This window comes from Plantibacter sp. ME-Dv--P-095 (genome assembly GCF_030209365.1).
Lineage (GTDB): Bacteria > Actinomycetota > Actinomycetes > Actinomycetales > Microbacteriaceae > Plantibacter.
This window is the reverse complement of the sequence record NZ_JARVSB010000003.1, coordinates 446844-472145: the sequence shown is the minus strand read 5'-3', so window position 1 is coordinate 472145 and position 25302 is coordinate 446844. Positions and strand designations below refer to the sequence as shown.

The 25302-nt window shown below is 70.0% G+C and carries 27 protein-coding genes; 14 read left to right on the top strand and 13 right to left on the bottom strand.

All coding sequences use genetic code 11. The features are described from left to right. Positions 1-8 precede the first annotated feature (8 nt). Positions 9-995 (bottom strand): 3-oxoacyl-ACP synthase III, encoded by a 987-nt coding sequence (locus QRN26_RS04730; protein WP_056780005.1) that lies wholly within the window; start codon positions 993-995, stop codon positions 9-11. 226 nt (positions 996-1221) lie between these two features. Here QRN26_RS04730 and QRN26_RS04725 point away from each other — a divergent pair, with 226 nt between their 5' ends. Next, positions 1222-2448 (top strand): pyridoxal phosphate-dependent aminotransferase, encoded by a 1227-nt coding sequence (locus QRN26_RS04725; protein ID WP_056009747.1) that lies wholly within the window; start codon positions 1222-1224, stop codon positions 2446-2448. Positions 2449-2451: 3 nt separating this feature from the next. Here the strand turns inward: QRN26_RS04725 and QRN26_RS04720 are convergent, their stop codons facing one another. Further along, a complete protein-coding gene (locus QRN26_RS04720; RefSeq protein ID WP_056009749.1) occupies positions 2452-3105 on the bottom strand; it encodes a YitT family protein in 654 nt (217 codons plus the stop codon). 91 nt (positions 3106-3196) lie between these two features. Between QRN26_RS04720 and QRN26_RS04715 the strand changes: the two genes are divergently transcribed. Then, positions 3197-3688, top strand: a complete 492-nt coding sequence (locus QRN26_RS04715; protein WP_056009751.1) for an Lrp/AsnC family transcriptional regulator — start codon at positions 3197-3199, stop codon at positions 3686-3688. On the opposite strand, the gene QRN26_RS04710 is transcribed toward QRN26_RS04715, so the two are convergent. Further along, positions 3677-4912 carry an MFS transporter gene (locus QRN26_RS04710; protein WP_200936415.1) on the bottom strand — a complete coding sequence of 412 codons (1236 nt, stop codon included), beginning with the start codon at positions 4910-4912 and terminating at the stop codon, positions 3677-3679. The genes QRN26_RS04715 and QRN26_RS04710 overlap by 12 nt on opposite strands. An 82-nt stretch (positions 4913-4994) precedes the next feature. Here QRN26_RS04710 and QRN26_RS04705 point away from each other — a divergent pair, with 82 nt between their 5' ends. Further along, complete coding sequence (locus QRN26_RS04705; protein ID WP_056009753.1) at positions 4995-5309, top strand: ArsR/SmtB family transcription factor; 315 nt, start codon at positions 4995-4997, stop codon at positions 5307-5309. A gap of 63 nt (positions 5310-5372) precedes the next feature. Next, positions 5373-5729, top strand: coding sequence for a DUF7882 family protein (locus QRN26_RS04700; protein ID WP_082498562.1), 357 nt, complete (start codon positions 5373-5375; stop codon positions 5727-5729). 253 nt (positions 5730-5982) lie between these two features. On the opposite strand, the gene QRN26_RS04695 is transcribed toward QRN26_RS04700, so the two are convergent. Beyond that, complete coding sequence (locus QRN26_RS04695) at positions 5983-6507, bottom strand: MarR family winged helix-turn-helix transcriptional regulator (RefSeq protein WP_285035540.1); 525 nt, start codon at positions 6505-6507, stop codon at positions 5983-5985. A 131-nt stretch (positions 6508-6638) separates the two neighbouring features. Between QRN26_RS04695 and QRN26_RS04690 the strand changes: the two genes are divergently transcribed. From QRN26_RS04690 to QRN26_RS04675, 4 genes are read left to right on the top strand one after another with little or no spacing between them, the layout of a single operon-like run. Continuing rightward, a complete protein-coding gene (locus QRN26_RS04690) occupies positions 6639-6941 on the top strand; it encodes a hypothetical protein (RefSeq protein WP_056780019.1) in 303 nt (100 codons plus the stop codon). A gap of 7 nt (positions 6942-6948) precedes the next feature. Further along, positions 6949-7500, top strand: coding sequence for an RNA polymerase sigma factor (locus QRN26_RS04685; RefSeq protein ID WP_056780022.1), 552 nt, complete (start codon positions 6949-6951; stop codon positions 7498-7500). Further along, positions 7497-8117, top strand: coding sequence for an Asp23/Gls24 family envelope stress response protein (locus QRN26_RS04680; protein ID WP_056011709.1), 621 nt, complete (start codon positions 7497-7499; stop codon positions 8115-8117). Before QRN26_RS04685 ends, QRN26_RS04680 begins: the two co-directional genes overlap by 4 nt. Further along, positions 8117-8470 carry a hypothetical protein gene (locus tag QRN26_RS04675; protein WP_285035537.1) on the top strand — a complete coding sequence of 118 codons (354 nt, stop codon included), beginning with the start codon at positions 8117-8119 and terminating at the stop codon, positions 8468-8470. The genes QRN26_RS04680 and QRN26_RS04675 overlap by 1 nt, the downstream gene beginning before the upstream one ends. A gap of 6 nt (positions 8471-8476) precedes the next feature. Here the strand turns inward: QRN26_RS04675 and QRN26_RS04670 are convergent, their stop codons facing one another. Beyond that, the gene (locus QRN26_RS04670) at positions 8477-9415 is read right to left on the bottom strand and encodes a DMT family transporter (RefSeq protein ID WP_285035535.1); all 939 of its coding nucleotides are present in this window, start codon (positions 9413-9415) and stop codon (positions 8477-8479) included. A 72-nt stretch (positions 9416-9487) separates the two neighbouring features. Here QRN26_RS04670 and QRN26_RS04665 point away from each other — a divergent pair, with 72 nt between their 5' ends. Further along, on the top strand, positions 9488-10414 hold the full coding sequence (locus tag QRN26_RS04665; RefSeq protein ID WP_285035533.1) for a LysR family transcriptional regulator: 927 nt from the start codon (positions 9488-9490) through the stop codon (positions 10412-10414). A gap of 90 nt (positions 10415-10504) precedes the next feature. Then, the gene (locus tag QRN26_RS04660; protein ID WP_056009765.1) at positions 10505-11686 is read left to right on the top strand and encodes an alcohol dehydrogenase catalytic domain-containing protein; all 1182 of its coding nucleotides are present in this window, start codon (positions 10505-10507) and stop codon (positions 11684-11686) included. 65 nt (positions 11687-11751) lie between these two features. Here QRN26_RS04660 and QRN26_RS04655 read toward each other — a convergent pair whose 3' ends face one another. From QRN26_RS04655 to QRN26_RS04635, 5 genes are all read right to left on the bottom strand, one after another. After that, positions 11752-13188 carry a glucose-6-phosphate dehydrogenase gene (locus QRN26_RS04655; protein ID WP_285035530.1) on the bottom strand — a complete coding sequence of 479 codons (1437 nt, stop codon included), beginning with the start codon at positions 13186-13188 and terminating at the stop codon, positions 11752-11754. A gap of 148 nt (positions 13189-13336) precedes the next feature. Then, positions 13337-14350 (bottom strand): LacI family DNA-binding transcriptional regulator, encoded by a 1014-nt coding sequence (locus QRN26_RS04650; protein WP_056009767.1) that lies wholly within the window; start codon positions 14348-14350, stop codon positions 13337-13339. Between the two features lie 79 nt (positions 14351-14429). After that, a complete protein-coding gene (locus tag QRN26_RS04645) occupies positions 14430-15335 on the bottom strand; it encodes a carbohydrate ABC transporter permease (protein ID WP_082455980.1) in 906 nt (301 codons plus the stop codon). Between the two features lie 3 nt (positions 15336-15338). Continuing rightward, entirely contained in the window at positions 15339-16208 is an 870-nt protein-coding gene (locus QRN26_RS04640; protein ID WP_235522636.1) for a carbohydrate ABC transporter permease, read from the bottom strand. A 184-nt stretch (positions 16209-16392) separates the two neighbouring features. Continuing rightward, positions 16393-17694: an ABC transporter substrate-binding protein gene (locus QRN26_RS04635; RefSeq protein ID WP_285035526.1), complete on the bottom strand. Its 1302-nt coding sequence runs from the start codon at positions 17692-17694 to the stop codon at positions 16393-16395. A 227-nt stretch (positions 17695-17921) separates the two neighbouring features. On the opposite strand from QRN26_RS04635, the gene QRN26_RS04630 reads away from it, so the two are divergent. Continuing rightward, positions 17922-19958, top strand: a complete 2037-nt coding sequence (locus QRN26_RS04630; RefSeq protein WP_285035524.1) for a beta-galactosidase — start codon at positions 17922-17924, stop codon at positions 19956-19958. A gap of 67 nt (positions 19959-20025) precedes the next feature. After that, complete coding sequence (locus QRN26_RS04625; protein WP_285035523.1) at positions 20026-21315, top strand: HNH endonuclease signature motif containing protein; 1290 nt, start codon at positions 20026-20028, stop codon at positions 21313-21315. 116 nt (positions 21316-21431) lie between these two features. Here QRN26_RS04625 and QRN26_RS04620 read toward each other — a convergent pair whose 3' ends face one another. Together QRN26_RS04620 and QRN26_RS04615 are read right to left on the bottom strand one after the other, a co-directional pair. Then, positions 21432-22232 carry a sugar phosphate isomerase/epimerase family protein gene (locus QRN26_RS04620; RefSeq protein WP_056009774.1) on the bottom strand — a complete coding sequence of 267 codons (801 nt, stop codon included), beginning with the start codon at positions 22230-22232 and terminating at the stop codon, positions 21432-21434. Between the two features lie 153 nt (positions 22233-22385). Next, positions 22386-22589: a three-helix bundle dimerization domain-containing protein gene (locus tag QRN26_RS04615; RefSeq protein WP_056009776.1), complete on the bottom strand. Its 204-nt coding sequence runs from the start codon at positions 22587-22589 to the stop codon at positions 22386-22388. A gap of 214 nt (positions 22590-22803) precedes the next feature. Here QRN26_RS04615 and QRN26_RS04610 point away from each other — a divergent pair, with 214 nt between their 5' ends. Together QRN26_RS04610 and QRN26_RS04605 are read left to right on the top strand one after the other, a co-directional pair. Continuing rightward, positions 22804-23247, top strand: a complete 444-nt coding sequence (locus QRN26_RS04610; protein ID WP_056780040.1) for a YciI family protein — start codon at positions 22804-22806, stop codon at positions 23245-23247. Positions 23248-23260: 13 nt separating this feature from the next. Then, positions 23261-24499, top strand: a complete 1239-nt coding sequence (locus QRN26_RS04605; protein ID WP_285035519.1) for an RNA polymerase sigma factor — start codon at positions 23261-23263, stop codon at positions 24497-24499. Between the two features lie 8 nt (positions 24500-24507). Here the strand turns inward: QRN26_RS04605 and QRN26_RS04600 are convergent, their stop codons facing one another. After that, positions 24508-25215: a DUF805 domain-containing protein gene (locus tag QRN26_RS04600; RefSeq protein WP_285035518.1), complete on the bottom strand. Its 708-nt coding sequence runs from the start codon at positions 25213-25215 to the stop codon at positions 24508-24510. Positions 25216-25302 lie beyond the last annotated feature (87 nt).

The following is a 25302-nucleotide window of genomic DNA, read 5'->3' as shown; positions in this document are numbered from 1 at the left end:
GGTGCCCGTCACCACGCGAGCTCCATGAGGCCGGTGTTCAACCCCGAGCCGACGCCCATGAGGAGGACGCGGTCGCCCTTGGTGAGGCTCGATTGCTGGTCGGCGAGGGTGATCGGGATGGACGCGGGGCCGACGTTGCCGAGGTAGGGGTAGGTGACGGGCACGCGGCTGCGGTCGAGCGATGCCGCCTTCACCATCGAGTCGGTGTGGATGGACGACACCTGGTGGGTGATGTAGCGGTCCATCTTCGACCAGCGCCACTCGTCGCCGGCGGCTTCCTTCCACGCGGACACGACGAGGTCGAGGCCGCCCTTGAGGAGGGCACGCGCGTCGGTGAACATGCCGTCGACGCTGCCGACGCACAGGTGGTTGAACTCGGTCGCGGCACGGGTGACGCCACCGAGGATGCGGTGCCCCTCCGGGTGGCGGTCGGCGGGGCCGATGACGGCGGCCGCAGCTCCGGATCCGAGCGTGAGGGAGGCGAACTCGCTCATGAAGTCGTCGCGGTCGATCGTGCTGCCGCTCAGCCGTTCGATCGTGTTCGCGTGGACCTCGCTCGCGTCCTCACCGTTCACGATGAGCGCGTACTCGATCTGCCCGGACTGGATCATCGCGGCGGCCATCGTCATGCCGGTCACGAACCCCAGGCACGCGTTGGCGATGTCGAAGTTGATCGCGGAGCTCGGGAGACCCAGGCCGTCGTGGATGCGCACGGCGACGGACGGTTCGAGGTGCTGCCGCGTGACCGAGGTGTTGATCATGAGCCCGATCTGCGACGGCGAGATACCGGCCTCGGCGAGCGCACGGCGACCGGCGGACACCGTGGCGTCGTCCGAGTTCTCGCCCGGACCCCAGTGTCGTCGTTCGACGACGCCGGCGACCCGTCGCAGGATGCCCTTCGGGAGCCTGGCGCGTTTCATCGCCGCGGCGAGGCCCTCTTCGATCTCCACCGAGGTCACCACTGCGGACGGCAGCGTGCTCGCCACCGACAACATGGCCACATTGTCGAATCGGGTAGTTGCGTTTCCGGTCACGATTCCTCCGTGCCTCTGACCAGGCAGTCTTGACCGCCAGCGTCTGACGGTACTCCTCTACCCTGAACGTGGACGAATCGTGTCCCCGGCGTTGACAGCGGGGACTCAGCGAAACAGCGCGTCCGAGGAGCCGCGATCCCGCAATCGGCACTGCCGCCCGCTCGACCGGCCGCAGTAGCCTGTGGGGATGACCACCCGCCGCACCCTCGACCAGTCCTCCAAGCTGAAAAGCGTCCTCTACGAGATCCGGGGGAAGGCCCTCGTCGAGGCCGTGCGTCTCGAGGCCGACGGGCACCGCATCCTCAAGCTCAACACCGGCAACCCCGCCATCTTCGACTTCGAGGCTCCGCACCAGATCGTGCGCGACATGATCGCGGCGCTCCCCCACTCCCACGGGTACAGCGACAGCCGCGGCATCCTCTCCGCGCGCCAGGCCGTCTCCTACCGCTACGAGGAGATGGAGGGGTTCCCCCGGGTCGATCCGGAATGGGTGTTCCTCGGCAACGGCGTCTCCGAGCTCATCACGATGACGATGCAGGCCCTCCTCGACGACGGCGACGAGGTCCTCATCCCCGCGCCCGACTACCCGCTGTGGACGGCGATGACGAGCCTCGCGGGTGGCACCCCGGTGCACTACCGCTGCGATGAGGAGGCGGACTGGGCGCCCGACATCGAGGACATCCGCTCCAAGATCACGCCGAACACGAAGGCGATCGTCGTCATCAACCCGAACAACCCCACGGGTGCGGTGTACTCCCGCGAGGTGTTGGAGCAGATCGCCGGGGTCGCCCGTGAGCACGGGCTGCTGCTGCTCGCCGACGAGATCTACGACCGCATCCTGTACGACGACGCCGTCCACATCCCGATGGCGACCGTCGCCCCCGATCTCCTCTGCCTCACGTTCAACGGCCTGTCGAAGACCTACCGCGTCGCCGGCTACCGGTCCGGCTGGCTCGTGATCACGGGGCCGCGTGACCACGCGCGCGGCTTCCTCGAGGGCATCACCCTCCTGGCGTCCACGCGTCTGTGCCCGAACGTGCCGGCGCAGCACGCCGTGCAGGCGGCGCTCTCCGGGGTGCAGTCGATCGACGCCCTCATCGCACCGAGCGGTCGCCTGCTCGAGCAGCGCGACGCCACCTGGGCCGGCCTCAACTCGATCCCCGGGGTCTCCTGCACCAAGCCCATGGGTGCGCTCTACGCCTTCCCGCGCCTCGACCCCGAGGTCCACGAGATCCACGACGACGAGCAGCTCGTCCACGATCTACTGGTGGCGGAGCACATCCTGCTCGTCCAGGGCACGGGCTTCAACTGGCCGGACCCCGACCACCTGCGGGTCGTCACCCTGCCGGAGGAGCGCGTCCTCACCGACGCGATCGAGCGACTCGGCAACTTCCTGTCCTCCTACAAGCAGTAGGCGCTAGACGCCGAGGTACCGGCCCGGCCGGTGGTTCAGCGCGAGGATGAGGTTCAGCAGGACCGCGCCGAGCGCCGACACGAGGACGTTGAGCGGCGGGACCGCGACGAGTGACACGAGCACGACCACGGTGTCGACGGCCATGAGGACGTAGCCGGCTCGGAGGCCGAAGCGGTCCTGGAGGATCAGCGCGACGATGTTGAACCCACCGAGACTGGCTCGGTGTCGGAACAGGATGAGGATGCCGACGCCGCAGAGCACGTTGCCGACGACGGCCGCGTAGAACGGGTCGAGGTGCCCGACCGGCAGGAACAGCGGGTGCACGCCGGACAGCACGGAGACGAGCACGATCGCGCCGCCGCTCCGCAGCGTGAACACCCAGCCCTTGCCGCGGATGGCCAGCAGGAAGAACGGCAGGTTGATCGCGATGAAGAGGACCGGGAACGGCACGGGTGCGAGGTAGCTGACGAGGAGCGACAGACCGGCCGTCCCGCCCGTGACCGCCGACCCGGCCTTGAGGATGAACAGCCCGAACGACACGACCGTCACGCCGACGAGCAGACCGAGGATGTCCTCCACCATGCCGTGACGGATGGGCGACGGGGCCGGGCTCGGCATGGCGGGGGTCTGCTGCGCGCTCGGCTGCTGGGTGCTCATTCCGCCAACGATGCGTCAGCTCGGACCGTTGCGCAACACGGGTAGAGTGCAGTGGTCATCGTGCTCCATTCCCGGCCCGAGAGTGAGCAACATGCCTCATGCAGCGACCATCGACCACCTCGACGCGCGCATCCTGACCGCGCTCGACGACGACCCGTCCATGACGACCCTCGCGCTCGCGCGCACCCTCGGCGTCGCGAGGAACACCGTCCACGCCCGCCTGCGTCGACTCGAGACGAATGGCGCACTGGGCGCCCCGAGTCGCCGGGTGCGACTGTCGGCGCTCGGCTACCCACTCACCGCGTTCATCGAGATCTCCATCCGGCAGGACCTCGCGACGGAGGCCTATGCGGCACTCGAGTCGATCCCGGAGATCGTGGAGGTGCACGCGACCACCGGCGACGCCGATCTCTTCGCGAAGGTCGTCGCGCACGACACGGAGGATCTGCACCGCATCGCCGGCGTCCTGCTCGCCGCGCCGGGGGTGGTCCGGACGAACACGAAGGTCTCGCTCATCGAGGTCATCCCCTACCGTTCGTCGAGCCTCCTCGACCGCCTCGCCGAGGAGCCGTCAGCGGGCTGAGCGGGCGCGCACCACGGCGGCCGTGCCCGCGGCGATCGCGACGACCGTCCCGTAGCCGAGCACCGTGGCGTGGAGCCCGATCGCCGAGGCGAGGAGCCCTGCGATGACGGCCGGGACCCCGAAGGACAGGTACGCGACGATGTAGAGCGCGGCGAACAGCTCGGCGCGTTCGTCGGCCGGCGCGAGCGGGACGAGCGAGGCGATCGTGCCCATGAACGCCGTCCCGAACCCGGTCCCCGCGATGACGACGGCGACCACGGCGATCGGGAGTGAGCCGAGCAGGAGGGCGACGAGCAGGACGATCGTGCCCACGGAGAGCGCGGACGCCCCGTAGACCGCGGCGACGACCGGTCGGCGTCGGTGCAGGACCGCGGCGGCGACGGCCCCGGCGGCCGGCAGCAGTCCGATGAGGAGCGCGCCGCCGAGCTGGCCGTCCACGCCGAGTTCCGTGTGCATGATGCTCGGCCCGAGGGAGAGGAAGAGGCCACCGGTCGCCCAGCCGCCGAGGACGATCGGGATGCTGACGACGAAGAGCCGTCTGGCTTCGGCGGGCACGGCGGCGCGAGGTCGGATGGCCCGCGCCCACCCGGGAGCGAGGGCCGAGGTCTCCGGGACGAGCCGGATGAGCCCGGCGATGAGCAGGTAGGCGACCGCCAGCGGCAGGAACGTCCAGCTCGACGGGTCGGCGACCGTCTGCAGCAGAACACCCGCGAGGATCGTGCCGGCGGCGAGGCCGATCATCGGCGCGATGGCGTTCAGGAGGGTCGCGGCTCGCGGCCGTCCGGGTGGCGCCAGATCGATGATCGTCGCTGAGAGCGTCGAGAGGAGCGCCCCACTGGCGAGCCCTTGGAGCACCCGGGCGAGGTACAGCAGCGTTCCGGAATCGACGTGCCAGAGGAGCAGCATGCTCACGGCGAGCACGACGAATCCGGCCGTGATCACCGGGCGTCGGCCGAGGTGGTCCGAGACCGAGCCGATCGTGAGGAGCGCGACCAGCAGGGCGAGCGCGTAAGCCGAGAAGGCGATGGTGACGCCGATCGGGCCGATGCCGAGCCGCTCCTGGAGCTCCGGGTAGAACGGTGACGGGGCGCTCGCACCGGCGAGCATGAGCGTGCTGCCGAGCCCGGCGAGGACGAAGCCGAACCGGCGGCGAGGAAGCGCACGCTCGCCGGCGGGCATGGTGGGCACGGGTCGGGTCGGGGGTGACGGGGTCGTCGTGTGCACGGGGCGGCTTCCTTTGGTTCCAAAAATGTCGAACGATTGGACGATACGCGCTTCCCGGTGATTGTTCAACTATTATCGAACCATGCCAGCGCCCGCCGATCTCGCACACCCCGACCGCGAGGCGATCGAGCTGCCGGCCGTCCTCTTCGCGCTGAGCGATCCGGACCGGCTCGAGATGGTGCGGCAGCTCCGGGACGGGCCCATGGACGCCGCGAACTGCACCGCACTCGACCCCACGATCCCGAAGTCGACGAAGTCCCACCTCATGAAGGTGCTCCGCGAGGCCGGCGTCATCCGGAACGAGCCGAACGGTCGCCGCCGCACGCTCACCCTCCGCACAGACGACCTCGACTCGCGATTCCCCGGCCTGCTCGACGCCGTCCTCGACGCGGACTGATCGACCGCACCCACGCCTCGGACTCACGGCGCCCGGACGGGAACTGCCAGAATCGTCAGTGCGGTGATCGACCGCGCACACGACGAACGGGGGACGGGGAACATGGGAACGCTGCGGTACGGGAACGAGGCGCTGGAGCTCGAGGATCGGACCCTCGCCCACGTGCAGATGGTCGTCGTCTCGAAGCTCCGCAAGGGCGAGGCGTTCCTGCTGTCCTGGACCATCGACCCGGCTCACGGCTCCGGCCGCTACGCGATCTGGATCGAGACCGGCGTGCCCATCGTCTTCCGGTTCACGGGTTCGCGCCCGGTCGCGCTCAACCGCGCGTGGTTGCAGGCCATGCTCGATCGCACCTACACGCCGGCAGGCCTCGAGCTGATGCCCGAGGGCGACTACCCCGAGAAGCCCGGCGACAGCTGAGGTGACGCCCGGCACGAGCCCGGGTAGCACAAGCGATACGGCCGTTCAAGCATCGGCTGCCCGACGGGTGCTCGATTACCATCGAGACCATCGAAGGTCGGGGACTTCTGAGAGTCGGCTCGAGCGGTGCCTGGAGGGCCTGCAGCGCGTGGTCGAAATCGTCGAAGACATTCGGAGGCGGGTCGCACGGATCAGACCGTGCGGCCCGCCTCGCACATCTCACCGCCGATGCGGCGTCCGGTCGGGGCGCCGATCAGTGCTGCGCGTCGGCGACGTCCTCCGGCGACCGGTCGATCGAGTCGACGGCCTCGCGCATGCGGTCGAGGAAGTCGACGATGCCGGCCGCGATCTCCGGTCCGATCCCGGTGGTCGCCTCCATCATGCGGTGGTGCATGTGACTGAGCGTCTTGCGGACCTCGGCGTCGGCGAAGTCGGTGGTCGACACGGTCACGCGCCGACGGTCGGTCTCGCTCGGCCGGCGGACCACGTGGCCCGCCGCCTCCAAGCGATCGAGCATGACCGTGACCGATGAGGTCTTGATGCCGAGGTAGGCACCGAGATCCGTGGGGCTGACCAGGCGGTGGTCCTGCTTGGCGCGCAGCATGAAGCGCAGGGCCAGCAGGTCGTTCTCGCCCATGTGCATCTCGTCGCGGGTGCGGCGACGCATGGCGGCCTCTGCAGCGCGGTACAGACGCATGGCTTCGAGCATGCGGCGTCCGCGCTCGTGTTCGTCCTGTTCGTACCAGTAGTGCTGTGCTGCAACGGCTTCGGCGCTCATGAAGTCCAACAGTAGTGGTTCTCGTAACGAGATCGTCTAGCGGAGTGCTGATCGTGATGTCAAGTGGGGTTCATGCAGACGCATGGATCGCTAGATTCTCTAACAACACCCACCACGAACGAGGAGCAGTCATGAGCACGGTGCTGGAGCGAGGCGCGACGACCACGGTCGCTTGGGCCGAGCCGGACGCGACCCTCTGGGTCGCCTCGATCGACGGCGAGTACGCCGGGATGGTCGAGTTCCGGGACGGCCGGTTCGTGGCCGCCTCGAGCACCGGGAAGGACCTCGGGATCTTCGTCTCCCTGCTCCGCGCGAAGGAAGCGGTGGAGAACGGTCCGGCGAAGTCGCTCCCCTTTCCGTACGTCGCCACGGTCGCCGCGTCCGCGCTCGTGTCCGCGACCGCCGTCGCCTTCACCGCGTTCGCCGTCCTCTGACCCTTCCGTGAAGCGCTCACTCGAGCTCCTCCCGGACGGCATCCTCGCCGAACGCGCCGCCGACGGAGACGTCGCCGCGTTCGAGGTGATCGTGTTCCGACACGGTTCCCTCATGCGTGCATACGCCGTGCGCGTGCTCGGGGAACGGTCCGAGGCGGAGGACGTCGTCCAGGACGTGCTCATCCAGGCCTGGGGACAATTGGACCGGCTGAACGACCCGAACGCCGTGAAGTCCTGGCTCATGCGCATGGTCTCCAACCGCGCGATCGACCGCCTCCGACGCCGACGCGAACACAGCGACATCGAGGATTGGAATGCCCCCGCACCGTCCCATCAGTCCCCGGAACGCGTCGTCGAGGTGCGCATGCAGATGAGCGCCCTCGCCGCGGTCCTCGACGGCCTCCCCGCCATGCAGCGCGAGTGCTGGATGCTCAAGGAGACGGGCGGCCTCTCCTACGTGGAGATCGCCGAGTCGCTCGGCGTGCCGGCGTCGACGGTCCGTGGGCAGCTCGCCCGGGCCAGACAGACCGTCCTGCGCGAGATGGAGGTGTGGCGATGAACGACGACGTCGACCCCGAGGCGACCCTCGACGGCCTCGACGGCGCGGACCTCGACGGACACACGATCGACGAACTCTCCGAGTACCTCGACCGCGGCCGTGAACCGCGCGACGCGAGCATCGAGGACTCCCCCGGCTGCCAGCTCGCCTTGGACGCCCTGCTCCGACTCCGCACCCAGACCTGGGCGCTCCTCAAGTCGGAAGCCGCGACCCACTCCGAGCACGACCGCTCCTGGATGCACGCCGTGCTGCAGAACATCTCGCTCGAGGCGCACGCCGGTCGCGACATCCCCCTGAGACACCCGGATCCCGAGGTGCGTTTGCACCTGACCGAGGGCTCGGTCCGCACCCTGATCCGCGGGGTCGGCGACGACGTCGGGGGCGCGATCATCGGCCGCGTCCGTCTCGACGGCGACGTCACCGTGCTCGACGCACCGGTCACGGTCGCGATCACGGCCTCGGCGGCCTTCGGCAACAACCTGGAGCAGCTGTCGCAGCGGATCCGCGATCGCGTCACCGCGGAACTCGCGATCCACACCGAGCTCAACGTCACCGCCGTCGACGTCACGATCATCGACATCCACACGCAGCGCCTCATGCGGCCGGAGGACTCCTGATGGACACCGAGGTGGAACTCTCGCGGTTGCTGACCACCGCCGTCGCCGCGACGCCGGGCGTGACGGCGGTCTACGCGTCAGGATCGCCGGTCCGGGCCGTGCTGCGTGTCGCCACCGAGGCGTTCGGCCGGGACGACGAACCCGCGAAGGTGGCCGTCACCCGTGGGGACGACGGCGCCGTGGTGGTGCGCGTGACGATCGGCGTGACCGACGGGGCGCCCGTCCCGGCGACCACGCGGCTCGTCGGCGATGCGATCCGCTCGGTCCTGCTCGAGCGCGACGGTGCGGCGGCGATCACCGGGATCGACGTCCGGGTGTGCCGGATCGAGGAGGGCGCGGCCCCCACCCGCTGACCCGTCTCAGACCGGCGCCGGCTCCTGCTGCGACGGTGGTGCGGTGCCGACGGTGCGCTGCCGGTGGCGTCGCTCGATCGCCTGGCCCGCGTAGCTCGCGACGATGATGAGGGCGGCGCCCAGCGCCCCCAGCGGCCCGATCGCCTCGCCGGCGACGAGCACACCGACGAGGAGCGCCCAGACGGGTTCCGTCCCCATGAGGATGCTCGCCCGGGACGCCGAGGTCCGGCGGACGGCCCACAGCTGGACGACGAACGCGAACACCGAGCACAGCAGGCCGAGAAAGAGCACGTCGACCCAACCGCGGGCGTCGAGCTGGGAGACGGCCGTCGCGAGCCCACCGCCGGCGAGCAGCGAGAACGCACCAGCGCAGACGACCATCTGGACGAGGACCACGCCGAGGGTGCTGTCCCGACGGCCCCGCGTCAGGTGCGCACTCGACGTCACGTGGACGGCACGGACGACCGCGGCGGCGATCACGAGCGCGTCGCCCGCGGTGGGTGCGCGGAGACCTCCGTCGGAGACGAGCAGGGCCACCCCGACCACAGCGGCGACCGCCGCCACGAAGTAGGAGCGCGGCAGCCAGGATCGTGAGGCGACGCCGTCGAGGACGGGGGTCATGACGAGCGCGAGACTGATGAGCAGCCCAGCGTTGGTCGCGGACGTCAGGTGCACACCCCAGGTCTCCAGGCCGATGATCGCCGCCTGCGAGCAGCCGAGTCCCGCCGCGATGAGCAACCCGCGGCCGCGCGGCAACCGTTCCCGGCGCACGAGGCAGATGAGTCCGACCGCGATCACCGCGACGAGGAACCGGAGGGCGACCGCTGACGGCACCCCCGTGACCGCCGCGAGGTCTTTGGCGGCGAGGAAGCTCGCACCCCAGACGGCAGCCACGCCGACGAGGAGGATGTCGACGAGGAGTTCAGCGGGTGCGCGGCGGGCCATGCCGCTACTCTCCTGGAGACGGACCCGGTAGAACAACGGCCAGTGTCTGGATCGACGATGAAGGAGATGCGCATGGACCCGGCCCGACTCCGACTCCTCCGCGAACTGAGTGACCGCGGCAGCGTGGTCGCCGTCGCCCAGGCGCTCCACGTGAGCCCCTCCGCCGTCTCGCAGCAGCTCGCTGCCCTGCAGGCGACGCTGCCGGTGCCGCTCACCGAGAAACGTGGCCGACGGCTCGTGCTCACCGAGGCCGGTGAGGCTCTCGCCGTCGCAGCCGCACGGGTGGAGGAGGCGCTCGCGGAGGCGCGGGAGGCCGTCGACTCCTTCCTCCAGCACGAGCAGCGCCCGGTCAGTGTGTCCGCGTTCCACAGCGCCGGGCTCGCACTCTTCGGCCCCCTGCTGACCGCGGTGGGGTCCACGGGGAGCACTGGGCCGGCCGGCCCCGTCCCGCGCCTCCTGCTCGCCGACGCCGACGTCGCCCAGGACCGCTTCGCCAGTCTCACCGCCGACTACGACCTCGTGGTCGCCCACCGCCTCCCCCACGAACCGGCTTGGCCGCTCGACCGGCTGGTCGTGACCCCGCTGCTCGTCGAACCGCTCGACATCGCCATGCACGAGGCGCACCCGCTCGCCGCGCAGCCCGAGGTCCGCCCGGAAGACCTCCGCGACGAACCCTGGATCTCCACGCACGAGGGCTTCCCGCTCGCCGGGGTGCTCCATCAGCTCGGCGCCATGAGCGGGCAGGCGCCGCGGATCGACCACCGCATCAACGAGTTCTCCGTCGCCGCCCAGGTGGTCCGCACCGGTGCCGCGATCGCGGTCATGCCGCGGACGACCGCCGCTCCCCTGGCGGTCGACGGCATGGTCCTCCGCCCGGTCGCGGGCGCCGTCCTCGTCCGCCACGTCGACGTCCTGGCGCGGCCCGAGGCGATGGCGCGGTCCACCGTCCGGACGGTGCTCGCCACACTCCTGCGGGTGGCGGTCGACGCAGCCCGCTGACCACGTATCAGCCCTCCGTCGAGACGTCCACCCCCCGTCGCCCATGCCTCGGGAGGCGCAGGGTGGAAGGACAACGACGAAGGAGCATCCATGCGCGCACTCACGTACCAGGGTCGCCGTTCGGTGTCGGTCGAGACCGTCCCGGACCCCGCGATCACCGCCCCGACCGACGCGATCATCCGCGTCACCTCGGCAGCCATCTGCGGCTCCGACCTCCACCTCTACGAACTCTTCGGCCCGTTCCTCGATCGCGGCGACGTCCTCGGCCACGAGACCATGGGCGTCGTCGAAGCCGTCGGCTCCGAGGTCACCCGCGTCTCCGTCGGCGACCGCGTGGTCATCCCGTTCACCATCGCGTGCGGCGAGTGCTTCATGTGTCGCAACGGCCTGCAGTCGCAGTGCGAGACCACCCAGGTGACCGAGCACGGCAGCGGCGCCTCGCTGTACGGCTACACGAAGCTCTACGGCCAGGTGCCCGGCGGGCAGGCCGAGTTCCTGCAGGTGCGGCTCGCCGACGCCAATTGCATCGTCGTCGGCCGCGAGCTGCCCGACGAGTCCTACCTGTACCTGAGCGACATCCTCCCGACGGCCTGGCAGGGCGTCGAGTACGCCGAGGTTCCCGAGGGCGGCTCCATCACCGTGCTCGGTCTCGGTCCCGTCGGCCAGCTGGCCGCCCGCATCGCCAAGCACCGCGGCCTCGAGGTCTTCGCCGTCGACCCGGTCCCGGAGCGTCGCGCGCTCGCCGAGCGACACGGCATCCGCGCCCTCGACCTGTCCGACGACCTCGTCGCGGAACTCCGTGACGCCACCGGCGGACGGGGACCCGACGGCGTGGTCGACGCCGTCGGCATGGAGGCGCACGGTTCACCGGTCGCCGCCGCCGCGCAGACCGCGGTCGGGCTGCTTCCCGACGCGGTCGCCCGACCGGCGATGGAGCACGCGGGCATCGACCGCCTCGCGGCCCTGCACACGGCACTCGACCTCGTCCGCCGTGGCGGTGTCGTCTCGCTCAGCGGTGTCTACGCCGGTGAGGCGGACATCATGCCGATGAAGTCGATGTTCGACAAGCAGGTGTCGCTCCGGATGGGCCAGTGCAACGTCGCCCGCTGGATCCCCACGCTCCTGCCGCTCGTCGAGGACAGCGCCGACCCGCTCGGCGTCCTCGACCTCGCGACGCACCGGGTGCCGCTCGACGAGGCCCCCGCCATGTACGAGACGTTCCAGAAGAAGGAGGACGGCTGCATCAAGGTCGTCCTGAAGCCCTCGGCGTAACCGCTGACCGCACGAAACGACCCGCGCCGATCACTCGGCGCGGGTCGTTTCGTGTCAGTCCTGCGTCACCAGTCGCTCGGACCGGCGCTCCCCGCCTCGTACTCCTCGAGCGTCGTCTCGCCCGCGGCCCAAGCGTTCACCACGGGGGTGACGATGCGCCAGCACTGCTCGGCGATGTCGCCGCGGACCGACAGCAGGGTGTTCTCCTGCAGCAGGCCGGCGAGGACCTGCGCGTAGGCGCTCAGGGTCGCCGCACCCGGGTCGGCCTCCAGCTCGACGCGCCGCAGCCCGTCCACGTCGTCGGCGCCGGTGACGATGAGGTCGAGGTGCACGGCGCCACCCTTGAGCGACATGCGGAGGACGGTGTCGGACGGTCCGTCGGGAGCGTCCAGGCCGGTCGGCACCGCGGAACGACGGAAGTGCACGGCGACCTCACGACGCGGGTCGCTGATGCCCTTGCCGGAGCGCAGGACGAACGGCACGCCCTGCCAGCGCGGGGTGTCGACCTGCAGGAGGATCTGCGCGAGCGTCTCCGTGTCGCGCGCGGGGTCGACGTCGGGCTCGTCCACGTAGGAGGGGAAGAAGCGCTCGCCCACCCGTCCCTCGGTGTAGCGGGCGCGACGGGCGGTCGACGGGTCGTCCTTCCAGAGGCGCACCGCCCCGAGGACCTCGGCGATGCGGTCGTGGACGTCCGTCGGCGTCACCGCGTCGGGCCGCTCCATCGCCGTGAGCGCGAGCACCATGAGGAGGTGGCTCTGCAGCATGTCGCGCAGCGCCCCCGTCTGGTCGTAGAACTTGGCGCGCCCCTCGAGACCGAGCTCCTCGTCGTAGAAGATCTCGACCTTCTCGATCTGCTCCGCATTCCAGCCCGCTTCGAGCAGCCGGTTGCCGAAGCGCAGGCCGAGCATCCCGAGGACGGTCGCGTTGCCGAGGAAGTGGTCGATCCGCCACAGCCGCTCCTCGGGCACGACGTCGGCGAGTGCCGCGTTGAGCGCCTGCGCGTCCGCGAGGTCGTCGCCGAACGGCTTCTCGATGGCGATGAGGAGGTCGTCGGGCAGGTCGATCTGCGCGAGGGCTTCGGCGACCTTGCGTCCGGCCGAGGGCGGCAGGGCGATGTAGAGGATCGGCGAGCCGGTGCAGGCGTCGAGGAGCGCTCGGAGTTCGTCCGGGTCTGAGGCATCGGTCGGGATGAACTCGGTGGTCGACACGAGCGCGTCGACGGTCCGGTCACCGATGCCGGCGTCCTCGAGGCTCGCCCGCACGGTGGCCCGCCACTCCTCGTTCGACTGCGGCGTGCGGGCGGCTCCGATGATCTGCAGGGAGAGACCGCGCGCGGCGTCGACGACCTCGCCGAGGCCGGGGATCAGGAGCCGCTTCGCCAGGTCGCCGTTGGCGCCGAGGATCGCGATGGTGCGCTTCGTGGGTTCGAGGGATTCCGCATCGGGGATGCCGGGCTGGTCGTCGGGATCGGGCTGATTGGTGGTGTCGGACTGATCGCTCATGGTCCCATCCTCACCGAACCGGCTGCGAGACGCTCGGGGTTGCGGTGGCCCGGGCCTCCGGTCCCTGAGCCGCACTCCGGTCACTGAGCCTGTCGAAGGGCACGCCGGTCATTGAGCCGCACTCCGGTCCCTGAGCTTGTCGAAGGGCTCACGCCGAGTCGCGGACCACGAGTTCCGTCGGGAGGGTGATCGCCGCGGGGCGCTCGCCCTCGATGACCTGCAGCAGCAACCGCACCATCTCGGCACTGATCCGCTCGAACGGCTGCCGCATGGTCGTCAACGCCGGCTCGGTGCCGAGCGCGATGCTCGAGTCGTCGAAGCCGCCGACGGCGACGTCCTCGGGGACCCGCTTCCCGGCGGCGTGCAGGGCGTCGATCGCGCCGGCGGCCATGCGGTCGTTGGCGACGAACACGGCGTCGATCGTCGGGTCGGCCGCCAGCAGCTCGCGCATGGCCGCCTCGCCGCTCGCCCGTCCGTAGTCGCCGTGCCGCACGAGCCGTTCGTCGAACGCGTCGCCGAGTTCCAGCCGGTAGCCCTCGAGCCGCGTCACCCCTCCCGGGGTGTCTGCCGGACCGGCGACGGTCGCGATGCGCTCGCGGCCGAGGCTCCGCAGGTGGGCCACCATCTCGCGCGCCCCCTCGAGGTCGTCGGCGGCCACATAGCCGAGACGCTTCTGGAATCCGAGCGGGATGCCACAGGCGATCGCCGGCACCTTCGAATCGACGATGTCACTGATGAGTCGCTGCCCACTGTGCGCCGAGACCAGCAGTACGCCGTCGACGTGTCCGGCCTCGATGTACGCGAGAGCACGCTCCTGCTCGGCCGCGCTGCCCGCCATGATGAGCACGAGCGACAGCTGCCGTTCGGCGAGCGCCTGGGCGGCCCCCGTCAGCAGCATGGAGAAGTTGGGGTCTTCGAAGAGCAGTTGGTGGTTCTCGGTGAGGAGGAACGCGACGGAGCCGGTGCGGTTCGTGGCGAGGCTACGGGCGTGGGGGTTGACCCGGTACCCGGTCTTGCGGATGGCCGCGTCGACCGCGGCTTTCGCGTCCTGGCTCACCCATCGGCCGCCGTTCAGCACCCGCGAGACGGTGCCACGGGAGACACCGGCGGCCTCCGCGACGTCGTCGATCGTCGGGCGCCGACGGGACGGGACGGTGGTCATCCCGTCAGCCTAGTGCGGGGGCGTTCCGCGGTCCGATGGGCGCTGCACCGCGTGCCACCGTGCCTCACGCCACCGTGCCTCACGCCTTCACGGCGCCGGCGGCGAGGTCGACGCGCCAGAACCGCTGCAGGATGAGGAAGATGAGGATGAGCGGGACGATCGCGAGCAGCGCACCGGTGATCACGAGCGTGTAGAGCGCCGGTGCCGAGGCGCCCTGGTTGAGGAGCCCGTTGAGCCCCACGGTGATGGGGAACAGCGAGTCGTCGCCGAGCATGATGTACGGCAGCATGAAGTTGTTCCAGATGGCGACGAACTGGAACAGGAAGATCGTGACGAGGCCGGGCAGCATCATCGGCATCGCGATCCGTCCGAAGATCCGGAACTCGCCGGCACCCTCGGTGCGGGCGGCCTCGATGACGTCGGTCGGCACGGCTGCGGCCGCGTAGATGCGGGCGAGGTAGATGCCGTACGGACTGATGATCTGCGGCAGCAGCACACCCCAGAACGTGTTCGTGAGGCCGACGTTCGCGAGCAGGAAGTACTGCGGGATCGCGAGGATCACGCCGGGCACGAGGACGCCCATGAGCAGGATGCTGAAGACGGTCCGCTTGCCGGGGAAGTCGAACTTCGCGAGCACGTAGCCGGAGATCGCGGAGACCCAGGTGGAGGCGATCGCACCGATGCCCGCGTACAGCGCCGTGTTCACCATCCAGCGCCAGAACAGTCCGTCCCGGTACTGGGTGAGTTCGACGATGTTGTCGAACAGGTGGGTGCTCGGCATGAGGGTGAAGGTGGAGAACAGCTCGCCGCTGCTCTTCGTCGACGCCATGAGCACCCAGAACACGGGGAACAGGCAGTAGATCGCGCCGAGGATGAGGATGCCGGTCGAGATCCCGCTGGGGCGGTCGGACCGCATGGTCGTGCTGCCGGCGCGCTCGCGGCGACGCGGGCTGGCCGTCTTGTCGGGTCGAAGGGTGGTCGTCATGTGTCAGTCCTCCTGACCGAAGGCTCGCTTCTGCACGACCCGGAGGAAGAGGAAGGAGACGATGAAGGTGGCGACGGCGATGATGATCGAGGTCGCGGCGGCCGAGTAGATGTCGTCGCGGGTGAACGCGTCGCGGTAGACGAGCATGAGTGGCGACCAGCTCGTGGACAGGCTGTTGGTGAGCGGTCGGAGCGTGGTGGGTTCGGCGAACACCTGCAGCGTCGCGACCATGGAGAACAGCGCGGTCATCACGAGGGCCGGGGCGACGATCGGGATCTTGATCCGCAGGGCGATCTGGACCTCGCTCGCACCGTCGATGCGGGCGGCTTCGTAGATCTCGCTCGGAACGGCCTTGAGCGAGGTGTAGATGACGATCATGTTGAAGCCGACGCCACCCCAGAGGGCGATGTTCGCGATGCCGAAGATGATCGTGCCGGACGACAGGATCTCGGGGGCGTTCCACCCGAGGCTGTCGAAGATCGCGTAGAAGGGGCTCACCGCGGGTAGGTAGAGGAAGCCCCAGAGCAGTGAGCTGATCACGGCGGGCACCGCGTAGGGCAGGAAGATCGAGATCCGCGAGAAGGAGACCGCCCGCGTGCGTCGGGAGTCGAGCAGCAGCGCGAAGAGGAGTGCGAGGCCGAGCATGCACGGGATGAGGATGAGGCCGTACAGCAGCACCCGGCCGACACTCGCCGCGAACTCCGCATCGCCGAAGGCGCCGAGGTAGTTCTCGAAACCGGCGAACGCGGTCGTGCGTCCACCGGAGCCGAGGCCGAGGCCCGTCACCTGCTTCTTCTGGAAGCTGAGGAACAGCGTGTACACGATGGGCGCGGCCATGAACACGAGGAACAGGATGATGCCGGGGGCGAGCATCACGTACGGGATGAGGACCCGGTTCTTCAGGTTCTTGCGCGACCGGGCCGGTCGGCGCGAGCCGCGGGGCGGGTCCTGGGTGGGCCGGATCGTGTCCAGCGTCGATGGTGCAGCCATGCCGGGTCCTTGGGTCGAGTGCGGGAGCGGGGAGCGGGGCCGACTCGGTGAGCCGGCCCCGCGGGGACTACTTGACCGAGAAGCCGCTCTTCTTCAGGTCGTCGATGGTGATGGACTGCATCGCGGCCACGGCGTCGGAGAAGGCCTGCGCGGTCTTCGCCTCGGCCGCCTTCGCGAACTCGTCGTTGTACGCGCTGAAGGCGACGTTGACGTTCGGGCCGTAGGTGAACGGCGCGACCGACTCTGAGGCCTTCGACGCGATGTCGTAGAAGTCGCTCTGCTGGCTGAAGAACTCCGGCGACGTGGTGAGGGCGTCGGCGGCGACCTTCGTCGCGGCCGGGTAGACGCCCGAGACGTCGGCGAGGGCCGCGACGGCCTTCGGGTCGGTGTTCAACCAGGTGGCGAACTCGACGGCGGCGGCCGCGTGCTTCGACTGCGTGGTCACCGCGGTGGACGAACCACCCCAGTTGCCGTTGGACGGCTTCGAGGCGTCCCACTGCGGGAGCTCTGCTGCGGTCCACTTGCCCGCGGTGTCGGGCGCGTTGCCGCCGAGGACCCCGGGGGCCCAGACGGAGGAGATCCAGCCGACCTGCGAGCCGTCGTTGAGTCCGGCGTTCCACTCGGGCGTGTACATCGGCTTGTTGTCGATGGCGCCCTCTTCGACGAGCTCACCCCAGTAGGACGCGACCTGCTCGGTCGGGCCGGCGTCGATGTCGACGCCCCAGCTGTCGCCGTCGATGGACCACCAGGAGGCACCCGCCTGCTGCGCGAGTCCGGCGAACCAACCCGCGTCGTTCGCGGAGAAGGTGCCGAGGTACTTCGTCGGGTCGGCCTGGTGCACGGCACGGGCGACCTCGGCGTACTCGTCCCACGTCGTCGGGACGCTGAGTCCGAGGCTGTCGAGGATGTCGGTGCGGTAGTACGCCATCATCGGGCCCGAGTCCTGCGGCACGGCGTAGACCGCGTCGCCACCGAGCGTGACGGAGTTCCAGACGCCGTCGGAGAAGTCGTCCTTGAGGTCTGCAGCGCCCTGCTCCGAGATGTCCGCGAGGGCATCCGATGCGACGAGCGTCGGGATCTTCTGGTACTCGGCCTGGATCAGGTCGGGGGCGCCGCTGCCGGCCTTGATCGCAGTGAGCAGCTTGGTGATGGCCGGGTCGCCGCCGTCCTGCTTCTGCACGACCACCTGGATGTCGGGGTGGTCCTCGTTCCACAGCTCGACGACCTGTTCGAGGTTGGGCGCCCAGGCCCAGTAGGTGAGTTTCACGGGGCCGGACTCGGTGCCGCCCGAGGATGCCGAGCATCCGGAGAGCAGTAGAGCCGTCGTGGCGACCGTGGCGATGCCGATGTGGCGAAGCGTGCTGCGCATTCGTCCTCCTTGTCGAAAGCTGGGGCGCTCTGGTGCGGGGCAGCGACGCTTCGATGGAGAACGTCGTTGTACCTGTGAGCGGTTACAGTTATTCACACCCGGTTCAGCTTGTCAACAATCAGGTTGCCCACTCCGCTGGCAGTCCGGGCTGTGATAGAACTGGGAGCGCACACAGCCAGGTGATCGACCGGATCCCTCTCGGCCCACTGAGTCACAGGAGACGCAGCATGACCATCGAGCTCGACCCGCTCACCGCCCAGGCCACCTGGATCCCCGGCAGCACCGGCCTCCGCTACGGCGGCGACTACAACCCCGAGCAGTGGCCGCGCGAGACCTGGCTCGAGGACATCGCCCTCATGCAGGCCGCCGGTGTCGACCTCGTGAGCGTCGGCATCTTCTCCTGGGCGGTCCTCGAACCGCGCGAGGGCGAGTACGACTTCACCTTCCTCGACGAGATCATCGACCTCCTGCACGACGCGGGCATCTCCGTCGACCTCGCGACCCCGACGACCGTCCCGCCCGCGTGGTTCTGGAAGCGGTACCCCGAGGCGCACCCCGTGACCCGCGAGGGCCTGCGGCTCGGCCACGGCTCGCGCGGCATCGCGAGCCCCAGCTCCACCGCCTACCGTCGAGCGGCCGCGGCGATCACCGAGCAGCTCGCCGCGCGTTACGGATCACACCCCGCCGTGGTGCTGTGGCACGTGCACAACGAGTACGGCGCACCGATCAGCGAGGACTACTCGGACGGTTCCGTGCTCGCCTTCCGCGCCTGGCTGCAGCGTCGGTACGGCTCCGTCGCCGCCCTCAACGCCGCCTGGGGCACCCGGTTCTGGGGCCAGGACTACGGCGAGTGGGACGAGATCGACGCCCCGCGCGTGTCCGCCTCCGTCGTCAACCAGACGCAGCGCCTCGACTTCGCGCGCTACACCTCCGACACCCTGCTCGAGTGCTACGTCGCCGAACGCGACATCATCAAGCGCCACGCGCCGGACGTTCCGGTCACGACGAACTTCATGGCCACCAACTGCCGGTCGATCGACTACTGGGCCTGGAGTCGCGAGGTGGACATCGTCGCCAACGACTACTACCTCGTCGCCGAGCGCGCGGACAACCACATCCTGCTCGCCCTCGACTCCGACCTGACCCGCTCCCTCGCCGGCGGCGACCCGTGGATCCTCATGGAGCACTCGACGTCGGCCGTCAACTGGCAGCCGCGGAACATCGCGAAGCGTGCCGGGGAGCTCGCCCGCAACAGCATGAGCCACCTGGCCCGCGGCGCCGACGCGATCCTCTACTTCCAGTTCCGTGCCTCCCGCTCCGGTGCGGAGAAGTTCCACTCGGCGATGCTCCCCCACGCCGGCACCGAGAGCCGGATCTGGCGCGAGGTCGTCGCGCTCGGGCAGGACCTCGGCCGTTTCGACGAACTCGTCGGCTCTCGCGTGCGGAGCGAGGTCGCGATCCTCTGGGACGTGCAGTCGTTCTGGGCCCAGGACCTGGAGTGGCGCCCCTCCGTCGAACTCGACCACCGCGAACGCGTCGAGGCCTACTACGCCGCCCTCTGGCGGGCCGGCGTCACGGTCGACTTCGTCCACCCGCACGCCGACCTGAGCGGTTACCGCCTCGTGCTCGCGCCGTCGTTGTACCTCGCGGACCGCGAGACCTCCGAGAACCTCACCCGCTACGTCGACGACGGCGGCAGCTTCGTGGTGTCGTACTTCTCGGGCGTCGTCGACGAGCACGACGCGGTGTGGGAGGGCGGCGCGCCAGGTGCGTTCCGCCGGGTGCTGGGACTCTCCGTCCCCGAGTTCCTGCCGCTCCACGAGCACGAGACCGTCGAGCTCGACGACGGTCGCACCGGATCGAGTTGGACTGACGACATCGTCCTCGAGGGTGCGGAGGCCGTCTCCTCGTACCGCTCCGGACCGGCGGCCGGGAGCCCCGCGGTGACCCGCAACCGCTTCGGCGCGGGGACCGCCTGGTACGTCTCGACGAAGCTCGACGAGGCGGGGCTGTCGGAGCTGCTGTCCGAAGCCCTGGAGCAGGCAGGCGTCGACGCACCGCCGGTGCCGGCCCTCGGGCTCGAGGTCGTCACCCGCTGGGGCGACGAGGCGTCGTTCACGGTCGCGATCAACCACGGCGAGGCCGACGCGGAACTCGCGACCGACGGCACCGTCGAACTGCTGACCGGCGAGCCGGTGGTCGCGGGCGCGGTGCGGATCCCGGCCGGAGCCGTGCGGGTGGTGCGGACGCCGCTGCGCGGGTAGTGCGGCGCGGCGGGGACACCCCCCGCCGCGTACTGGTCATCTCGAATGTCAGTGGTCGACTGGAGTCATGACCGAGACCTCCACCACGCTCCCGCTGCGTGCGGTGGACGTCTTCGAGGAGCAGCTCGCGGCGCTCTCCGACGAGTTCTCCACCATCGCGCGCGAGCGTGCCGCGCTCGACGCCCGGGAGGCTCGCCTGCTGGCCCGGTCCGCGGCCCTCGCCGACGCGATGGCGGACAGCCTGGTCCCGCACGACGAGACGCCCGCACAGCGGAAGGCGCTCGTCCGTCGGTCCGCCTGCGCCGCACTCGCCATGGCGACGCGCTCCTCGGAGCACACCGTGCAACGGGCCACCGGCGACGCCGAACGGCTCGTCGCCGATGCCCCGGCGGTGCTCAGCGCATTGGAGGCCGGCCGCATCTCGGGCCGTCACGCGCGGACCATCACCGATCAGCTCCGAGACATCCCCGCGCACGGTCGCGCCGCGTTCGTGGAGAGGATCCTGCCCATCGCGGAGCAGTCGACCGTCGCGCGGCTGCAGCAGCGGTGTCGAGTCCTTCGCGAGCGCCTGCACCCCGAGTCCATCACCGTCCGTGCGGCCCGGTCGGAGGCAGACCGCCGGGTGGAGGTCGAGCCCGCGGCAGACGGCATGGCGCGGGTGCACCTGTTCACGACGGCACCCGTCGCCATCGCGATCGGAGAACGGCTCGACGCGCTCGTCGGCGCGGCCCACCTGACGAACGACGACCGCACCTGCCAGCAGCTGCGTGCCGACGCACTCGGCTCGCTCTGCGTCAGCGGCGTCACCACAGCCGACCAGACCGATCACCAGGGCCGGCGGTCGCCGATCGCCCGGCCGGTGGAGGTACTCGACGACATCCAGCCGACGGTGAACCTCACCGTGCCCGTGCTCAGCCTCTTGGGGGTCACCGAGACCCCGGCGACCCTCGACGGCTACGGCCCGATCGACCCTGAGACCGCGGCGAGGCTCGCGGTCAACGCGCCCTCGATGACGAGGGTGCTCACCCACCCGGAGACGAGTTCGGTCCTCTCGGTCGGGCGGCAGCAATACCGCGTGCCCGCGGATCTCCAACGGGCGGTCCGCCTGCGAGACGTCACGTGTCGGGCACCCGGGTGCGGGCGGCGGGCACGGGCCTGCGACCTCGACCACTCGGTCGCCTGGGCCGACGGCGGAACGACGAGTGTCGGCAATCTGGCCTGCGTGTGCCGACATCATCACCGGCTGAAGCACCTACCGGGGTGGTCACTCGACCACCGACCCGACGGCGTCCTCGATTGGACCACACCTGACGGCAAGCGGCATCGGACGGTACCGGACGCCGATCCGCCGTTCTGAGCGGGCGCACCCTTCGACAAGCTCAGGGACCGAGGTACCCGCGTTCGGCGTGCCCTTCGACAAGCTCAGGGACCGGGAGGCCGGTCACTGAGCCTGTCGAAGTGTCGAGGCGCGTGCTACTTGTCGTGCTCGGCGAGCCAGGCGAAGGACTCGGCGACGCCGCCGAAGATCTCCTTGCTGTAGCCGTCGAACTCGACCACACGGGTCGCGTGCGGCGCGGCGGCGAGGATCGCCGGGATGTCGACCTGACCCTGACCGGCGGGCTGCTGGTTGGCGAACGCCTGCGCGAGGGCGTCGGGCACGACGAGTGCGCTCTCGCTGCTCGGCAGTGCGGTGGCGATGTCGCCGGAGATGATGCCGTCCTTGATGTGCAGGAACTGCACGCGGTCGCCGAGCGAACGCAGGAACGCGGGGGTGTCCGCACCGCCGACGGTCGACCAGAAGGTGTCGATCTCGAGGACGACCTCGGGCGACAGCTGCTCGACGAACAGCTCGAAGATCGGGCGACCGTCGACGTGGGTCGAGAACTCCCAGTTGTGGTTGTGGTAGCCGAACTTCAAGCCGGAGGCGGCTGCCTGAACGGCGAGCTCGTTGACCCGCTCGGCGAGGCGAGCGGCGTCGTCCGCGGTCTGCCACCGGTCGGTCGGGATGAACGGGTCGATGACCGTCCCGATGCCGAGCCGCGAGGCGGCGTCGAACGCGACGGCCGGGTCGGCGGCGTCGATCACCGGCGCGTGGCCGGACGGTGCCGTCACGCCGGCGGCGGCGAACGCGGTCTCGAACTCGGCGGCGCGCTCGACGAACGCGTAGGGCTCGACCTTGGTGAAGCCGATCTCGGCGATGCGGGCGACGGCGCCCTGCAGGTCCTCGGCGATGGCGTCGCGGACGGTGTACAGCTGCACGGACGGTGCGCTCATGGGTACTCCTTCGTAGCTTCGGGCGGGCACCGACGGGCGGTCCACCGCGTCACCGACGCCGGTCGGACCGCTTCTGTCGACAGATCGACAAAAGTACCCGCGCCGAGTCTATCGACCCAGGCTGGGCGCGAGCGAGCCGATGCCGCCCCGCCGCTACTTCTCGGAGCGCTTCAGGGTCTTCTTGACCGCGCGCTCGGCGAGTACGGTCACATAGTCCTGCACCGGTCGTTCGGCGAGCGCGCTGACCTCTTCGCGCACGAGCGCGCCGATCCGGGCGGAATCGACCCCCGAGTACTTGTCGCTCAGCTTCTCGGTGAGCTGACGGATGATCTCTTCGTGGTCGATGTCGGTTGCCATGCCTCCAGTATCGGCCCACAGGTGTTGTCCGGGCTGTGAACCTCGGCTTCCGTCCGCCGCTGTTCGCGCGCCGGACACCTCCCGGCAGCGCCCCGTTCACCCTCCCCGTCGGACGCCCGCCGGAGCTATCCTGTCCGCGATGTCGATTTCCACATCCGCCGTTCGACGTCGTAGTGAGGCGGGCGATCGCGCCCCCGGAAACCAGGAGAAGACGATGTCGAAATACATGCTCATCATGCGCAACAGCGGATCCGTCGAGAAGCTCGAGGACATGGACTTCGAAGCGGTCATCAACGCGATGGGCGCCTACAACGAGTCGATGATCACCGCCGGCGTCATGGTCGGCGGCGACGGCCTCACCGACGCCGCGCAGGGTGCCGTCGTCGAGTTCACGACGGAGGCCCCGATCGTGACCGACGGCCCCTACGGCGAACTGCACGAACTCTTCAACGGGTTCTGGACCATCGAGGTCGCGACCCGCGAAGAGGCGATCGAGTGGGCCAGCCGTGCGCCGCTCGCCCCCGGCAACAAGATCGAGGTGCGCCGCATCACCGACATGTCGGACTTCGCCGACCACGCCGACAACGAGTACCTCCAGAAGGAGGAGGAGTGGCGCGCTCAGGAGGGCACACCGAAGCCCGCTGCCGACCCGGCCTGAGCCCGGCACGACCATGACCGACGACGCCGTCCGCCGCAGTGTCGAGGGCGTCTGGCGGATCGAGAGCGCCCAGATCGTCGCGACGCTGACCAAGCTGACCGGCGATCTCGGGCTCGCCGAGGACCTGGCGCAGGAGGCGTTGCTCGAGGCGCTCGAACAGTGGCCACGCGACGGCGTGCCGCGCGTCCCCGGCGCCTGGCTGACGATGGTCGCCAAACGCCGGGCGATCGACGGCTGGCGGCGGCGCGCAGCCCTCGACGAGCGGTACCGGGCGATCGCCCGCGACCTCGAGCAGGCCGGTGACGACGACTGGGAACCGATCGGAGACGACGTGCTCCGGCTCGTCTTCACCGCCTGCCACCCCGTGCTGTCGCGGGAGTCGCAGGTGGCGCTCACCCTCCGGGTGGTCAGCGGCCTGACCACCCGGGAGATCGCCCGGATGCTGCTGGTCCCGGTGCCGACCGTGCAGGCGAGGATCACCCGGGCGAAGCAGACCCTCGCGGCAGCAGGCATCCCGTTCGAGGCGCCGGACCCCGCCGAGTGGCGCCAACGGTTGTCGGCCGTGCTCGGCGTCGTGTACCTCCTGTTCACCGAGGGGTACGCGGCGACGAGCGGGTCGTCGTGGATCCGCTCCGAGCTCGCGAACGAGGCACTGCGGCTCGGTCGTCGACTCGTCGCGCTCGTGCCCCGCGAACCGGAGGCGCACGCCCTCGTCGCCCTCATGGAGTTCCAGGCCTCGCGCTTCGCCGCCCGCGTGGCGCCCGACGGCTCGGCGATCCTCCTGGCGGATCAGCACCGCGACCGCTGGGATCGCGCACAGATCGTCCGCGGCTCGGCGGCACTCGACCGGGCCGACGCACTCGGACGAGGCCGGGGCGCCTACGGACTCCAGGCGGCGATCGCGCAGTGCCACTCGGTCGCCCCGAGCGTCGCGGCGACGGACTGGGAGCGGATCGTGATCCTCTACGAGGCGCTCGGCAGGATCGCCCCGAATCCGGTGGTCGAGCTCAACCGTGCCATCGCGGTGTCGATGGCGACCGGCCCGGCGACCGCCCTCCGCATCGTCGACGCCCTCGCCGACGACCCGATGCTCCGTGGCTCACACCTGCTCCCGAGCGTGCGCGGGGAACTACTCGCGCAGCTCGGTCGCACCGAGGAGGCACGGTCGGAGCTCACGACCGCCGCCCACCTCGCGACGAACGAGCGCGAGCGCGACGTCCTCCTCCGGAAGGTCGCCGCCCTGCCCGCGTGAGGTTCGGTTCAGCCCTTGGCCAGTACCTGAGCAGGCACCTGGGCCGGTACGTCGAACCGCTGGCCCTCCGGCTTCGACGGCAGCAGCACCATGACGAGCACGATCACGCTGCCCACCGACGGCACGAGGGTGAAGAAGTAGTAGGTGCCCGGGAAGCCTGCGTCGTGCAGGCGACGCCAGGTGAGCGCGAGGCTCGGCACGAAGAGCGCCACCCACGCGACGAGCAACAGGACCACCCCGACGATCAGGACGATCACGCTGACACCGATGCCCGTGGCACCCAGGTCGACCCCATCGAACTCTCCGGTGTACCCGTTGTCGTACCGGGCCTGCTGCTGCACGGCCGTCGTCGTGGCGGTGACCGCGACGAGGGCCGCACCGATGGTCACCAACAGCGTCGGGATGAGCATGACGAGGGTGGTGAACAAGCTGGCCCACCAGTACTCGCTGAGCGATGCACGACCCGAGAAGTCCGCGTACTGCTTGAAGAAGCGTCGCCTCGCCTGGCTGAACGTCGCGCCGTAGAGCGGCAGGGACAGGTCGTCCGGCGAGGAGGCCCCGCGGGGCGCGGGTGCCTGGTACTGCGGCTGGCCGTAGGGGGCCTGGCCGTACTGGGGCTGGCCGTAGGGCTGCTGGCCGGAGGGGGCTTGGCCGTACGGCTGCTGGCCGTACGGGGCCTGACCAGAAGGCGACTGAGGGTTCGGAGGATACGTCATGGCTGCTTCCGGATCGCGGGTCGAGGTGACACCAGTATGGCGTCACCGGCTGCCGGGGCCGAGTGGATGCCGCCCTTCGACAGGCTC